We start from the raw sequence: 14,109 nt of genomic DNA on the forward strand, positions 1-14,109 counted from the left end.
CCTGTTGTTCGATAGGGGACTGGTGGGCGTCGGCGGCGGTCAGCCGAGGTTCTGGTTGACCTCGGAAATCATGCCCTTGGCGGCGTCCCGCGGGGAAACCTTACCGAAGAGTACATCTGTATTGAATCGGTTCAAAACTTCGAGCGTTGCGGATGACCCTGCGGGGAACGGCTTCGGCGCTGCAATGTTCAACTCAGCGATCCGATCCAGGTAGGCGGCTTCCTTCTGCTGGGAATCCTTCAGGAGCGGGGTGATGCCGGCTTTCAGTTCGGTGTTGGCGGGCATTCCGCGGTCACTCTTGATCTTCTTGGCTGCATCCATGTTGTTCACCAGGTAGTTGATGAACAATGCCGCTTCCTTGGGGTGGGCCGACCTGGAGGAGATGGCGTACTCCATGGACGAGCGCAGCCAAGCACCCGGTTCCTTGCTTTCACCGGGCATCTTCATCATGACCAGGGGCGAGCCCGAGTAGGAGGTCATCTGGTTGCTCCAGGAGATCTTCATAGCCTGCTTGCCCTGGCCCATCAGGGTCAGTTCAGGCTGTGCGGATCCGTCTTCCACCGTCTGGGAGGCCGACGGCGCCCCGCCGGTTTCCATCAGGTTCTTGTTCAGCTCGAACCACTTGGCCAGCGTGTCCTCGCTGATGCCCATCTTCTTGCCGTCCTCGGTGTAGAGGTCTTCGCCGTTCTGGCGTGCCCACACTGCCAGGAACGAATCGTTGGCCATGGGGGTGGTGCCGAAAGTTCCAGCCGGCGATTTCCTGGTGATTTCCGCGGCGATATCCGCAAAGTCGTCCCAGGTCCAGGTCTCGTCATCCGGGAGTTCCACGCCGGCTTTTTCGAAGACCACGGGATCGATGACCATCGACATTGAGTTCACCCCGGCGGTGATGGTGTACTGCGTGCCGTCGATCTTCCCCAGGTCCACAGTGCCCTCGGCGAACTTGGAGGTGTCCAACTGGTCCTTGACTTTGTCCAAGTCCAGCAGGACGCCGCGGCTGGAGTACTCGCTGGGATAGGAACCGCTCATGGCGAAGACATCGGGGGTGGTGCCGCCAGCGATCTGCGTGGCCATCTTGTCCCAATACGAGCTGAACTCAGTGTTTTCGCCCTGGACCTTGATGGTGGGGTTGGCGGCTTCGAAGTCCTTGATGACTTCCAGGGTGGTCTTGGCGCGGGAGTCGTTCCCCCACCAGGCGAACCGGATGGTGACCGGATCTTCCACGGTGCCCACTTTTCCGGCTTCAGGGTTGCCCCCGCAGCCGGTGAGGACCAACGCGAGTGCCGCCGTCGTTCCGGCGATGCCCAGTAAAGACTTATTGAGACCAAACCGCATTGTTGTGCCCCTCGGGTGTCGAAGTGTGGATAGAGTGATCCTGGTAACAGAAAACGCTTTCTCAAAAGCTAACAAAGGGCTATACAGGAGTCAAGAAACCGTTTACTTTGGTACGGAGCCGCTTTTTACACGTCCCGCCCGGCGGCGGCGGAACCGGACCGCGGAAACAGCCTCAGCCGCTCCGCGCAGCACCCGAAGTCCGCCACCGGAGGCGGGACGCATCCCGATCGCCCCGGCGATCACACCCCCGACGTGGAGGGCCACGATGACCAAAGGAGACCACATGGCCGCTAAACACATCCCTAGGACGCCCCGGCCGGCAGGCTTGCCGGCACCGGCGGTCCTGCTGCGTGAAATGGAGTCGCCGCAATGAGCGCCATCAGTGAACTGAGCTCGATTTCCCGGCGTAAGGGCAAGGCCACTGCCGAAGAGAAGAAGGCCAACGGCCGGGACAATAAGGCCGCCTACATCTTCCTGCTGCCGTGGCTGGTGGGCCTGGTTGCCATCACCATCGGCCCGATGCTGATGTCCTTGTACCTGTCCTTCACGGACTACAACCTCCTCCAGCCGCCGGAATGGGTGGGCCTGGATAATTTCACCCGGATGTTCTCGGACGCCCGGCTGCACAACTCACTTGGCGTGACATTCACCTACGTCCTGGTCGGCGTTCCGCTCCAATTGGCCGTGGCGCTCCTGATCGCGCTGGTCCTGGACAAGGGCCTGCGCGGCCTGCCGTTCTACCGCTCGGTGTTCTACCTGCCGTCCCTCCTGGGCGGCTCGGTGGCTGTCGCTATCCTCTGGAAGCAGATCTTCGGCACCACCGGCCTGGTCAACCAGGTCCTGGCGATGTTCGGCATCCAGGGCCCCGGCTGGATTTCAGACCCCAGCACGGCGCTGGGCTCCATCATCCTGCTGCACGTCTGGACGTTCGGCGCCCCGATGATCATCTTCCTGGCCGGTCTGCGACAGATCCCGGTGATGTACTACGAGGCCGCGAAGGTGGACGGCGCCAGCACTCTTCAGCAGTTCTGGAAGATCACGATGCCAATGCTGAGCCCGATCCTCTTCTTCAACCTGGTCCTGCAGATCATCGGTTCGTTCCAGTCGTTCACCCAGGCGTTCATCGTCTCGGGCGGAAACGGCGGACCTTCCGACTCCACGATGTTCTTCACCCTGTACCTCTACCAAAAGGGCTTCGGCCAGTTCGACATGGGCTACGCCTCGGCCATGGCCTGGTTCCTGCTGGTCATCATCGGTGTGTTCACCGCCATCAACTTCATCGCTTCCAAGTATTGGGTTTTCTATGACGACTAAGCTGCAGACGCTGCCCGCCCCGGACAGGAAGACTTCCGGCGCCGGCAAGCCTACGAATCACCGTAAACCCCGGGAATCCCGCGGGACCCTGGCCTTCAGCCGGAAACAGCGGACCAAAGCCCTGGGCAAGCATGCCATCCTGATCCTCGCCGGGGCCCTGATGATCTACCCGCTGCTGTGGATGGTGGTCTCTTCCCTCCGGGCCAACGAGCTGATCTTCCGCGAACCGGGACTCTGGCTCAACAGCCTGGAGATGAGCAACTACACCGACGGCTGGTCAGCCCTGACCCACCCCTTCGGGCACTACATGATCAACTCCGCGATCGTGGTCATTGGCTCCATCCTGGGCAACCTGATCTCCTGCTCGATGGCCGCGTACGCTTTCGCCCGGCTGCAGTTCACCGGCAAGAAGCTCTTCTTCGGCATCATGCTGCTGACCATCATGCTTCCCTTCCACGTGGTCATCGTGCCGCAGTACATCCTGTTCTCCCAGATCGGGTGGGTGAACACCTTCTGGCCGTTGATCGTCCCGAAATTGCTGGCCACCGAGGCGTTCTTTGTCTTCCTGATGGTCCAGTTCATCCGCGGTATTCCAAAGGACCTGGACGAGGCCGCACGCATCGATGGTGCAGGCCACCCCCGCATCTTCCTGCGCGTCATCCTGCCGCTGATGGTGCCGGCACTGGCCACGACCACTATTTTTACGTTCATCTGGACCTGGAACGACTTCTTCGGCGCCCTGATCTACCTCACGGACCCTGATATGTTCACTGTTCCCGTGGCCCTGCGCGCCTTCGTGGATTCGCAGTCCGCCACCAGTTGGGGTTCGCTGTTCGCCATGTCCATCGTGTCCCTGCTGCCGGTCTTCCTGGTCTTCCTCTTCGGCCAGCGGTTCCTGATCAAGGGCATCGCCACCACCGGCATCAAATAGCCCTCACCGGCGGCTGCCTCCTACCAGCCCGTCGCTCGAAACCGACTCGAACCGACGGCCCGTCCCGCCAAGGGGCGGGCCGTCGGCTGTTAGGGGTTGGGGCGCAGGCAGGCAGCCGCTCGTCCCTGCCTACGGAACATTCGACGTCGCGCTTTTCCTTATAGGAGAGGTCCCCAAGAGCTTCCGGGCAACCTCTTGTAATACAAGTATCCAACTTGTAGTATCAGACTTAAGAAAACGCTTCCTCGTTTTCACATCCCCAGCAACAAGATCAAAGAAGATCGGAGTATCCAGTGCCGCTTTTTCCCCGTTCTGAGTCTGCTGCCCGGAACCATTCGGCAGAGACACCCTCCAACGGCGCATACCGCAGGTTCCGCAAGACAGGCGTGGTGGCTGCTGCAGCCGCCGCCGTTCTTGCCCTGAGCGCCTGCGGCGGGGGAGCCGCTCCACAGAGTGCCGACGGCACCGTGGAACTGCGCTTTTCCTGGTGGGGCAGCGACAAACGCGCCCAGCTGACGCAGGCGGCAATCGCTGCCTTCGAGGCCGAGAACCCCAAGATCAAGATCAAGCCCGAGTACGGCGACTGGAGCGGCTACTGGGACAAGTTGGCCACCCAGGTAGCCGCCAACGACGCTCCGGACATCATCCAGATGGACGAAAAGTACATCACCGAGTACTCCAGCCGCGGCGCCCTGCTGGATCTCTCCAAGTACCAGATCGACACGTCGAAGCTGGACGAGGCCGCCCTGAATGCGGGCAAGAGCGAGGATGGACTGACCGGGATTGCTGCAGGCATCAACGCGGCCACGATCATCGCCAACCCCGCCGTGTTCCAGGCCGCCGGTGTGCCGCTTCCGGATGACACGACCTGGACCTGGGAAGACTTCGGCCGCATCTCCGCCGAGCTCACCGAGAAGTCCCCGAAGGGCACGTACGGCTCTGCCGCCTACGGCACGGACGAGGCATCCTTGGGCGTCTGGTTGCGCCAGAACGACAAATCCCTCTACACCTCCGACGGCAAGCTGGGTTTCGAGCCGGCCGATATTGCCCAGTGGTGGGAGTTCCTGAAGGAGCTTAGCGAGAAGAAGGCCGTTCCGTCGGCGTCGGAAGTTGTGGAAGCCGAAGCCGCGCCGCTGGACCAGAGCGGCCTGGCCACCGGCAAGAACGGGCTGGCCTTCTGGTGGTCGAACCAGTTGCCGGCACTCGAGAAAGCGGCTGGAAGCGACCTCCAGATCCTGCGGTTCCCCTCCAAGACCGGGAAGGCTGCCGACACACAGCTCTGGTACAAGGCATCCCAGTTCTGGTCCGCTTCCTCCCGGACCAAGCACCCTGAGGAAACGGCCAAATTCATTGACTTCCTGGCCAACAATGAAAAAGCCGGAGAAGCTCTCTTGGCTGACCGTGGCGTATACCCCAACACAGACGTCCGCGATGCCATTGAATCGAAGCTGACTCCCGCTGACATCAAGGTGGTCAAGTTCATCGACCAGATCAAGGGCGAGCTCGGTGAGGCTCCTGCCGCTCCGCCGAAGGGCGCCGGTGCAATCCAGGAGATCATCAAGCGGTACACCTCAGAGGTCCTCTTCAATAGGCTCTCAACGGATGAGGCCGGCAAGAAAGCCCACGACGAAATGAAGTCGGCAATCAGTAGCTAAAGCGCAGACCCGTCTAGTCCGCACACCGCCGTAAAGGCTCCGGAAGTCCTTTAGCATCCTCTAAGAACGTCCGACGGCGGGTGGCAGCTCCGTCCCGGCAGGAACCACTGGTTCCCTGCCGGGACGGAGCTGCTTATCATAGGCGACGTCTTTTTCCATCACTACGCGCGGCCACGCGCCCAACCCATGCCGGACTTCCTCCCGCACGATCTCCTTCAGACCGTTGGACCAGGCTTCTTCGGGCAATGTCCTGAAGCCAAGGCGCTCATAGTAGGGCGCGTTCCAGGGGACGTCGCTGAAAGTTGTCAACGTCATTCCGTGGAGGCTGCGTGCGGCGGCCCACCGTTCCACATGGTCGATGAGGGCGCTGCCGAGGCCTTTGCGGCTGTGCACCGGGTGGACGCTGACCTGTTCGATGTGGGCCCTGCTGTCAATAACGTCTACGAGGAGGTACGCGATGGGATTGTCGGCCGGGTCTGTGGCCACCCAAGCCCTGCCATCGCGCAGGTAGGGCGCCAGATCGCTCTGAGACGGTGGGGCGTCGTCCGCTACGGCGTCCATCCCGAGCCCGCGAAAGAGTACTCCGGCGGCGATCTCAATGTCACGGATTCCGGAGATGTCTTCTGGCTTGGCCTCCCTGATCACCTGTCCAGTATCGCCCAGATGGCCTCTTCTGGGAGGCTCCGGATTTCCTTGGCGTGCGGAATCAGCTTGCCCGGCGTTACATCGACCTGGCGGCTCGACTGCGGGTACAGCCTTACCGGACAGCCTTGATCGGCGTTGGACGTGCGTTGCCTATGTTTGGTGGTGGTTGCGTTGGGGTTTTTGGTGGGGGTCGATGTGGGGTGGGGGGATGAACCAGGGGATGCCGGCTTTAACCTGGATTTGCCATTGTTCTTTGTGGACGAGGTGGTGGTGATGGGTGCAGAGCAGGGTGCCGTTGTCGGTGCTGGTGGATCCGCCGTGTGACCAGTAGGTGATGTGGTGGGCTTCGCACCAGGGCGCAGGGACGTTGCAGCCGGGGAATGCGCAGCCGTGATCGCGGGCGGTGATGGCTTTGCGGATGTGCGGCGGGAAGATCCGGGTGGTGCGGCCGATGTCCAGGATGCGTCCTTCGCTGCCGAGCAGGACGGGGATGATGTCGGCGTCGCAGGCGATTTTGCGGACCGTGGCGGGGGCGGCGGGGCCCGTGAACGCGAACGATCCGGTGCCGGGAATGCTGCCGGGATCCGGGGGCCCGGTGCGGGGGACCCTGCCGGTGTCGCGAGTGTTGTGGTGCTTCAGGGTGGGGTTGGTTGGTTGAGGGCGGTAGCGGGGTCCTTGGGTGGTGGCGTGTTCGAGGCGGTCCAGGAGGTCGCGGTAATCGATGGTGACCATAACTTGGGGGCGGAGTCCGCCGGTTGCGGGGAGGGTGCCGGTGGCCAGTGCTGCCTTGCAGGCGCCGACGAGGCCGTCGAGAAGTTGTTGTGGCCGAGTGCGCCGGTCCAGGTCGGGTTGAGGGGCGGCACCGGTATCCCCGTTGTCCCTCTCGTCCGTGGTGCTGCCGGCCCCGCTGTCTGGGGTGCTGGTGGCGTCGCTGCCGCCGGTACCGGTGGTGGTGTGGGGATTGCCTGCCTGGGTGCGGGGGTTGGTGGCGGTGTTCATGACGGTGATGAGGTGTTCGTATTGGTCGGGGGTGGCGAAGATTTCCACATGGTGCAGTCCGCGGCGGGCCTGGCGGAGGAAGGCGCCCTGCCGGTGGCGGAGTTCGTGTTCGGTGGGTTCGGTGCCGTCCTGGTCGATCGCCTCGGTCCAGCGGCGGGCGATTCGGGTGAGGAAGTCGGTGTCGTTTTCTGCGGCGGTGCGGGTTAGGGCGTGTTCCATCCGGGTGGTGGTGTCCGCGGAGGCGTGGTGCCGGACGCGGTCCAGTGCCAGGGTAATGATGGTTGCGGGGCGGGACGCGACGGTCCCTGCTGCGACGGCGGTAGCGAGTTCGGGGCGTTCGGCGGGCTGGGTATCTCCGGTGATCCCGGTCCGGGGCAGCACCGCGGCGGCGAGACTGATCCGGCGGTGGGCTTCGGAGACGCTGATCCGGAGCCGGGCACGCAGGAACTCGGCGGTGTTCTTGCAACCGTCATCGGCCGGCGACACCGGAACAGGCGGAACAGACTGTGCGGTGAAGCCGGCGCGGCCAAAGGTGGCGGGATCGGCCGTGCCATGAGGCCAGGAAGCGTCGGTCTCATCAAGCGTTTCGGTGCCGTTATCCCACCCGGTGATCCAGGAACCGCCGTTCCGGGTCCGTGCGGTTGCTGCGTCGGCGATGGCCTGAGTGCGGGTGCGGTCCACTGCGCCTGCACCCAGGACCTGCAGGTACTCCACCGACCGGGAGAGGTCCTCGACTTGGCTGGCGTACTCGGCGGCTTCCGCGTAGCCCGCCATTGCCAGGAAGCCCGGCCCGGCCGCCGCGGCAGCTTTCACGACGGCGATGGCCTCCGCAAGCGCTGAAGCATCCGGCAGCCCGGCAGGGCTGGGCAGGCACGAAGCAGCTACCTCCGAGGTTGGAACGAACTGCTTGTCGGACCGGGCAGCCCTGATGCTGCCGTCGAACGCCCTGCCCCTGGAAGCGCCCCCAACAGGCGGCTCAGCCCGCGTGAGCAGGGCGGCTGCGCCGCCGTGCCCCACCCGCTGAACCCTAAGAGCTTCCATAGGAATACCCTGCCAAAGGGGTACGACAATCTTGCTGTCACTAGACCGCCAACGAAAAGAAGGGCCTTAGTCCTCCGCGATCACCGCCACGCCACCGCCCTCAATCGTGCCGCCAAATCGGTCTCCGCTGAGCAGGTCCGTTCCAGCGGCCCGGACAGAGGCGGAAGAGCGCGAGTGGTTGATGGCGAAGAGGAAGGAGCTGCCGTCAGCGGCGCGGCGGCGCGTGAGTTCCACCCCGGAATCTGCCTGCGTTAGAGGCGCAACTCCGGATTCAGCCAGCAGCCTGTCCACCACTGACTCGATACCGTCATGGTCGGGGAATGTGGCCAGGTACCACGCAGCCCCGGACCCTACAGCATGCCGGGTCAGCGAGGGCACACCCTCAAGGGGGTAATCGGTGAACGTCTGAAGCGCTTCCGCCCCGGCCAGGTGAAGGTGCTCGCTCCACACGGACGAGACACCGCCGTCGCTCAACTTCAGTTGGGAGTCCGCCAGCAGCGGGTGGAACTCCTCCACACGAATGCCCAGCAGTTCACGGAATGCGCCAGGATAGCCACCCAGCCGGATGTGGTCCTTTTCGTCAACTATCCCGCTGAAGTAGGTCACCAGAACGGTGGCGCCCGAGCGAGCGGCAGCCGCGATGTTGGTGGCCGCGTGGTTGGTGACGGAGTACAGGGTGCAGACGAGGACCAGGTCGTACCCCTCCAGCGAGGCGGAGGGGTGGACGATGTCCACGGAGATCCCGCGCAGGAACAGTGAACGGTGGAATGCGCGCAGGACGTCGAGGTACTTTACGTCTTGGCTTGGCTTGGAGTCGATCTCGCTGGCCCACCATGCCTCGTAATCGAAAACGATGGCAGCCTTGGACTCCACGCGGGAACCCCGGACTGGCGCGAGCCGCTTCAGTGCAGACCCCAGCTCCACCACTTCGCGCCACACCCGCGTATCCCGGCCGCCGTGCGGAACCATGGCCGAGTGGAACTTTTCCGACCCGGCAAAGCTTTGGCGCCATTGGAAGAACATGACGGCATCCGCCCCGCGTGCCACATGCGCCAGGGAGTTGCGCAGCATTTCCCCGGGCATCTTGGGCTGGTTGCGCGGCTGCCAGTTGACGGCCGACGTCGAATGTTCCATCAGGATCCATGGGTCGCCGCTGGCAATACCCCGGGTGAGGTCCGCGCTGAACGCGAGTTCGATCTGGCGCTCGGGATCGGCGGCCACGAGGTAGTGGTCGTTGGCGATGACGTCCAGGTCCTTGGCCCACTCGAAGTAGTCCATCGACTTGGTGGCGCTGGAGGCCATCAGGTTGGTGGTGGCCGGAATGTTGGGAGTGACTTCCCGCAGCACCGCCACCAGCTCGCGGTAGTAGTCCATCAGCGCCCACGAGTTGAAGCGCTGGAAGTCCAGTTGCTGGCCCGGGTTGAGGGTGGAGGGGGCGACGGCGGGCGGCAGGATTTCGTCGAAGGAACCGTAGTTCTGGGACCAGAATGCCGTTCCCCAGGCTGCGTTGAGGGCAGCTATGCTGCCGTAGCGGCGTTCCAGCCAGCTGCGGAACGCGGCGGCGTCCTCCGGGCCGTAGAACTCGGAAACGTGGCAGCCAAGTTCATTGTCTACGTGCCACAGCGCCAAGGCGGGATGGTTCTTGTAGCGTTCGGCGATGATGCGGGTGATACCCGTTGCATAACGGCGGAAAACGGCCGACGACGGCGAGTAGTGCCGCCGGGAGCCCGGTCCCAGCACGGTCCCGTCAGCCGTGACTGGCAGGATCTCGGGGTGCTTGCGGACCAGCCAGGCCGGGGGAGCGGCCGTTGCCGTTGCCAGGGCAACCTTGATCCCGTTGGCGGCGAGGTTGTCCAGGACTTCGTCCAGCCAGCCGAAGTCGTATTCGCCTTCGGCAGGTTCCAGCAGTGCCCAGGAGAAAATTCCAACGCTGAGGAAGGTGACGCCGGCTTCCTTCATCAGCTCCAGGTCTTCCAACCGGACACTGGCGGGCCACTGCTCAGGGTTGTAGTCGCCGCCGTAGGCGATCCCTTCGACAGCGTCCCAGACGCTCGCCGGGCCTGATCGTTCCTGCAAAGTCATGTGACTCCTTTGTCTGATGCTTGGAATAAAACGTACATGAAAACCGATGTTTGGAAAACGCTTGCCCGCTACCAATAATCCGGCTATTGTATCGTTTCAGAAGGTGTGTAAGCCAGCTCACTGCTCGCGTTGTAGATAAATGGGTATGGGCTTACACGGAACGAGCAAGGAGGCTCTCATGATCAACAGAAGGCATTTCCTCACCACCGTGGCCATCGGCACCGCATCTGCCGCTGCACTCGCGGCCTGCGGTACCGGCTCCACAACCGCCGGGGAAACCGGCTCCGCGGAGAACCCCGTCACCATCAACTACACCTGGTGGGGCAACGACGACCGTGCTGAGCGCACCCGTAAGGCCATTGCCCTGTTCGAAGAAAAGAACAAGGACATCAAGGTCAACGGCAACTTCACCGACTTCGCCGGATACTGGCAGAAGCGTGCAACCGAAGCCGCCGGCGGTGGCCTGCCCGACGTCATGCAGTGGGACCTGTCCTACATGCGGGACTACGGCCAGCGTAACCAGCTCCTGGACCTGGGCACGGTCAAGATCAACACGGACGCTTTCGACAAGTCGCTCCTGCCCTCGGGCCAGATCCGTGGCAAGACTTACGGCATTCCCACCAGCACCAACGCCTTTGCCGTGTACTACGACCCCGCCAAGCTCGCCTCACTCGGCATCGCCGAACCGGACGGCACCTGGACCTACAAGGAATACAACGCGTTCCTGGCCGAGGTCGGATCCAAGGGCAACGGCGCGCTCTTCGGCGGCACCGATTACACGTCCGTCTGGTGGATGTTCAACATCTGGCTCCGCCAGAATGACATCGCCGCCTTCACCGATGAGGGCAAGCTTGGCTTCACCAAGGATGACCTGAAGAAATGGTGGAACCTCACCGCCGACCTTCGCGGCACTCCCGCCATCGTTTCCGAGGAACGCACCACCCAGCTCGCTCCGAAGTCCCCGTTCGGCTCGAACGTCACCGCCACTGAGGTCACCTGGGATAACTTCATGGCCGGCTACCTCGCTGACAGCGGCGCCAAGGAGCTCAAGCTCGTACCGGTTCCCTCCGACGATCCGGATAACCTGGGCCTGTTCCTGAAGCCCTCCATGCTGATGGTCGCCAGCGCCAAGACCAAGTACAAGGACGCCGCTGCCCGGTTCATCGACTTCATGGTCAACGACCCCGAGGTTGGCCAGATCTTCAAGACCTCCCGCGGCGTTCCAGCCTCCAAGACCCAGCGCGACGGCACCACCTTTGAGGGCACCGACAAGCTGGTTGTTGACTACGAAAAGTCCATCGAGAAGTACCTCAAGGACGCCCCCGAGCCGCCCATCGTCGGCTTCGGCACGCTGGAAGCTTCCTTCAAGCGCATCAGCTCCGAGCTGAACTACGGCAAGGTCACCGTGGACGGCGCAGCGGACGCGTGGTTCAAGGAAGCCGAAGACCTCATCAAGCAGAACGCCTGAGCAGTTTTATTATCTGCCCTTGCGTTCCCAACTGACGGATTGAACTCGTGACTCAAAGCCCAACCCTGAGCAGGCGTTCGACGCAGTCCGCTCCCTCGCAGCCGCGCAAGTCGCGGCAGCGGGGGGCGGACGCCCGCGCCGGCTACACCTTCCTGCTGCCCTGGCTGCTGGGATTCATCGTCCTGACCATAGGTCCGATGGTTTCCTCGCTGTACCTGTCCTTCACCAACTACAACCTCTTCGATCCGCCCAAGTGGATCGGCCTGGACAACTACACCACCATGTTCCAGGACGAGCGGTTCCTGCAGTCGGTGGGCGTGACCGTCGGCTACGTGGTCTTCGGTACTCCGCTCAAGCTCGCCGCCGCGCTGGCCGTGGCGATGCTGTTGAACAGTGCGCGCAAGGGCCAGGGCTTCTACCGGTCCGCGTTCTACGCCCCGTCCCTGATCGGCGCGTCCGTTTCCATCGCCATCGTCTGGAAGGCGATGTTCGGTGATTCCGGTCCGGTGGACCAGGGCCTGTCCTTCTTCGGGATCAACCTCGGCGGCTGGGTGGGCAACCCGTCCATGACCATGCCGATGTTCATCCTGCTGACCGTCTGGCAGTTCGGTGCCCCGATGGTGATCTTCCTCGCCGGCCTCAAGCAGATCCCGGCTGACCTGTACGAAGCGGCCTCGATGGACGGTGCCGGCCCGGTACGGAAGTTCTTCAACATCACCTGGCCCATGCTCTCCCCGGTGGTCTTCTTCAACCTGCTGATGGAAACCATCCACGCGTTCCAGATCTTCAGCTCGGCCTACATCATTTCCAACGGTGAAGGCGGCCCCGCCGGCTCCACCCTCTTCTACACCCTCTACCTGTACCTGCGCGGCTTCAGCGACTTCCGGATGGGTTATGCCTCGGCGATGGCCTGGCTGCTCCTGATTGTCGTCGGCATCATCACCCTGATCATCTTCCGCACCTCCAAGTCCTGGGTCCACTACAGCGGAGACGCAAAATGACAACCATGGCAACCCCCACCCAGTCCACACCGGACGCGCAGGCGCCGCACTACAACCCCAAGGCCGAATCGGTCGGGACCAAACGCGCCAAGAGCGCAGCCTTCCACATCGTCGCCATCGCCCTCACGGCAATAGTCCTCTATCCGGGCCTGTGGATGATCGCCTCGTCCTTCAAGCCGAACTCCGAAATCGGCGGAACGAACACCTCGCTGTGGTCCAACAACTTCAGCTTCGACAACTTCATCACGGCCATGGATGGAATCGGCGGGGTGACCACCCTGCAGTTCTTCACCAACTCCCTGATCCTGGCCATCGGCGCCGTCGTCGGCACCATCCTCTCCGCGTCCGTCTCCGCGTACGCGTTCGCGAGGATCAAGTTCCCCGGCCGCAGCATCTTCTTCGGCATGATGATCGCCACCCTCCTGCTGCCCTTCCACGTGGTGATCATCCCGCAGTACATCATCTTCAACCAGCTCGGCCTCGTGGACACCTACATCCCGCTGCTGATCGGCAAATTCCTCGCCGCCGACGCGTTCTTCGTCTTCCTCATGGTCCAGTTCATGCGCAACCTCCCGGCCGAACTGGACGAGGCGGCACGCATCGACGGTGCAGGCCACGTGCGGATCTTCACCTCCATCATGCTCCCGCTGATGAAGCCGGCGCTGATCTCCACCTCGATCTTCTCCTTCATCTGGAGCTGGAACGACTTCCTCGGCCCCCTGCTCTACCTGAACACCCCGGAAAAGTACCCGTTGCCCCTGGCCCTGCGCCTGTTCGTGGACCAGACCCAGTCCTCGGACTACGGAGCCATGATCGCCATGTCCGTCCTGGCCCTGCTGCCCGTACTGATCTTCTTCCTGGTGTTCCAGCGCTACATCGTTGAAGGCGTCTCCACCCAAGGCCTCAAGGGCTGATAGAGAATATGAGCACTATGGACAGCACCACACCCGCTTCAGGCCGCAATGAACCAATCCCGGTAAACCGCTTCGCACTGTTTTCCGAGACCCTGCTGGCCGGACTGTTGGTGCTGGTGCTGTCCATTCCGCTTGTCACCATTCCTGCTGCCTACGCGGCCGGTATCGCCCACCTTGAGCGGCACCTCTCCGGGCGGGACGATTCCCTCCGCGGCCTCTGGGGCACCTTCAAGGCTGCCCTGCCCGGCAGCTGGAAACTGGGAATCACGACGGCGGCAGCCGCCGTCGTGATTGTCCTGAACCTGTTGCTCGCAACAGTTGGGCAACTGCCCGGCAGTGCCGTGGTCCTCCCGGCGACGCTCATCCTGGCAACGGCCGGTGCGGTCCTGCTCCTGCGCACCACCGCAGCCTGGTCCGACTTTGCCGGCCCTGCCTCCGCCGCCCGCAACACCCCGGCGGCCCCCGGCACACCCGCTGAAGCGCCGCCGTCGTCCGCCTCCAAGTCCGCGTCCTGGTCCTCCGCCCTGGAAACCGCGAAGGCCCTGTCGCTCCGCGATTGGACCGGCTCCCTCCTCCTCGTGGCCGCACTGTTCGCCGCCGTTGTTTTCGTGTGGATGCTTGTAGCGCTCTTCGTGGTAGTGCCCGGCACGCTGATCCTGGCTGCGGCGTCGGTAAAAATGCGTTCCACCCGCGTCCAGTAATTCTCTGCCTTTCACCTTTTCCT

The 14,109-nt window shown here is 63.0% G+C and carries 12 protein-coding genes; 7 read left to right on the top strand and 5 right to left on the bottom strand.

Going from position 1 to position 14,109, the window contains the following annotated elements; genetic code table 11:
• Positions 1–39: 39 nt before the first annotated feature.
• Together V9L18_RS04725 and V9L18_RS04730 are read right to left on the bottom strand one after the other, a co-directional pair.
• Positions 40–1,335 (bottom strand): ABC transporter substrate-binding protein, encoded by a 1,296-nt coding sequence (locus V9L18_RS04725; RefSeq protein ID WP_337346018.1) that lies wholly within the window; start codon positions 1,333–1,335, stop codon positions 40–42.
• A 102-nt stretch (positions 1,336–1,437) separates the two neighbouring features.
• Positions 1,438–1,620 (bottom strand): hypothetical protein, encoded by a 183-nt coding sequence (locus V9L18_RS04730; protein WP_337346019.1) that lies wholly within the window; start codon positions 1,618–1,620, stop codon positions 1,438–1,440.
• Positions 1,621–1,704: 84 nt separating this feature from the next.
• Here V9L18_RS04730 and V9L18_RS04735 point away from each other — a divergent pair, with 84 nt between their 5' ends.
• The 3 genes from V9L18_RS04735 to V9L18_RS04745 all read left to right on the top strand — a co-directional run bounded on the left by V9L18_RS04735 (position 1,705) and on the right by V9L18_RS04745 (position 5,235).
• A complete protein-coding gene (locus tag V9L18_RS04735; protein WP_337346020.1) occupies positions 1,705–2,649 on the top strand; it encodes a carbohydrate ABC transporter permease in 945 nt (314 codons plus the stop codon).
• Positions 2,639–3,580, top strand: coding sequence for a carbohydrate ABC transporter permease (locus V9L18_RS04740; protein ID WP_337346021.1), 942 nt, complete (start codon positions 2,639–2,641; stop codon positions 3,578–3,580). Before V9L18_RS04735 ends, V9L18_RS04740 begins: the two co-directional genes overlap by 11 nt.
• A 293-nt stretch (positions 3,581–3,873) precedes the next feature.
• On the top strand, positions 3,874–5,235 hold the full coding sequence (locus V9L18_RS04745; protein ID WP_337346022.1) for an ABC transporter substrate-binding protein: 1,362 nt from the start codon (positions 3,874–3,876) through the stop codon (positions 5,233–5,235).
• Between the two features lie 60 nt (positions 5,236–5,295).
• Here the strand turns inward: V9L18_RS04745 and V9L18_RS04750 are convergent, their stop codons facing one another.
• The 3 genes from V9L18_RS04750 to V9L18_RS04760 form a co-directional block, all read right to left on the bottom strand.
• Positions 5,296–5,880 carry a GNAT family N-acetyltransferase gene (locus V9L18_RS04750; RefSeq protein ID WP_337346023.1) on the bottom strand — a complete coding sequence of 195 codons (585 nt, stop codon included), beginning with the start codon at positions 5,878–5,880 and terminating at the stop codon, positions 5,296–5,298.
• Positions 5,881–6,030: 150 nt separating this feature from the next.
• Complete coding sequence (locus V9L18_RS04755; RefSeq protein WP_337346024.1) at positions 6,031–7,920, bottom strand: HNH endonuclease signature motif containing protein; 1,890 nt, start codon at positions 7,918–7,920, stop codon at positions 6,031–6,033.
• Between the two features lie 66 nt (positions 7,921–7,986).
• The gene (locus tag V9L18_RS04760) at positions 7,987–10,002 is read right to left on the bottom strand and encodes a beta-galactosidase (RefSeq protein WP_337346025.1); all 2,016 of its coding nucleotides are present in this window, start codon (positions 10,000–10,002) and stop codon (positions 7,987–7,989) included.
• Positions 10,003–10,180: 178 nt separating this feature from the next.
• Here V9L18_RS04760 and V9L18_RS04765 point away from each other — a divergent pair, with 178 nt between their 5' ends.
• From V9L18_RS04765 to V9L18_RS04780, 4 genes are read left to right on the top strand one after another with little or no spacing between them, the layout of a single operon-like run.
• Positions 10,181–11,470, top strand: a complete 1,290-nt coding sequence (locus V9L18_RS04765; protein WP_337346026.1) for an ABC transporter substrate-binding protein — start codon at positions 10,181–10,183, stop codon at positions 11,468–11,470.
• Positions 11,471–11,517: 47 nt separating this feature from the next.
• A complete protein-coding gene (locus V9L18_RS04770) occupies positions 11,518–12,471 on the top strand; it encodes a carbohydrate ABC transporter permease (RefSeq protein WP_337346027.1) in 954 nt (317 codons plus the stop codon).
• The gene (locus tag V9L18_RS04775; RefSeq protein WP_337346028.1) at positions 12,468–13,385 is read left to right on the top strand and encodes a carbohydrate ABC transporter permease; all 918 of its coding nucleotides are present in this window, start codon (positions 12,468–12,470) and stop codon (positions 13,383–13,385) included. Before V9L18_RS04770 ends, V9L18_RS04775 begins: the two co-directional genes overlap by 4 nt.
• 8 nt (positions 13,386–13,393) lie before the next feature.
• Complete coding sequence (locus V9L18_RS04780; protein ID WP_337346029.1) at positions 13,394–14,086, top strand: Poxvirus protein I5; 693 nt, start codon at positions 13,394–13,396, stop codon at positions 14,084–14,086.
• Positions 14,087–14,109 lie beyond the last annotated feature (23 nt).

It is taken from the genome of Pseudarthrobacter sp. CCNWLW217, from assembly GCF_037203985.1.
GTDB lineage: Bacteria > Actinomycetota > Actinomycetes > Actinomycetales > Micrococcaceae > Arthrobacter.

Coding starts and splice junctions, on each gene's coding strand:
- V9L18_RS04725 (WP_337346018.1), bottom strand. CDS start 1,335: ATGCGGTTTGGTCTCAATAAGTCTTTACTGGGCATCGCCGGAACGACG.
- V9L18_RS04730 (WP_337346019.1), bottom strand. CDS start 1,620: ATGTGGTCTCCTTTGGTCATCGTGGCCCTCCACGTCGGGGGTGTGATC.
- V9L18_RS04735 (WP_337346020.1), top strand. CDS start 1,705: ATGAGCGCCATCAGTGAACTGAGCTCGATTTCCCGGCGTAAGGGCAAG.
- V9L18_RS04740 (WP_337346021.1), top strand. CDS start 2,639: ATGACGACTAAGCTGCAGACGCTGCCCGCCCCGGACAGGAAGACTTCC.
- V9L18_RS04755 (WP_337346024.1), bottom strand. CDS start 7,920: ATGGAAGCTCTTAGGGTTCAGCGGGTGGGGCACGGCGGCGCAGCCGCC.
- V9L18_RS04760 (WP_337346025.1), bottom strand. CDS start 10,002: ATGACTTTGCAGGAACGATCAGGCCCGGCGAGCGTCTGGGACGCTGTC.
- V9L18_RS04765 (WP_337346026.1), top strand. CDS start 10,181: ATGATCAACAGAAGGCATTTCCTCACCACCGTGGCCATCGGCACCGCA.
- V9L18_RS04775 (WP_337346028.1), top strand. CDS start 12,468: ATGACAACCATGGCAACCCCCACCCAGTCCACACCGGACGCGCAGGCG.
- V9L18_RS04780 (WP_337346029.1), top strand. CDS start 13,394: ATGAGCACTATGGACAGCACCACACCCGCTTCAGGCCGCAATGAACCA.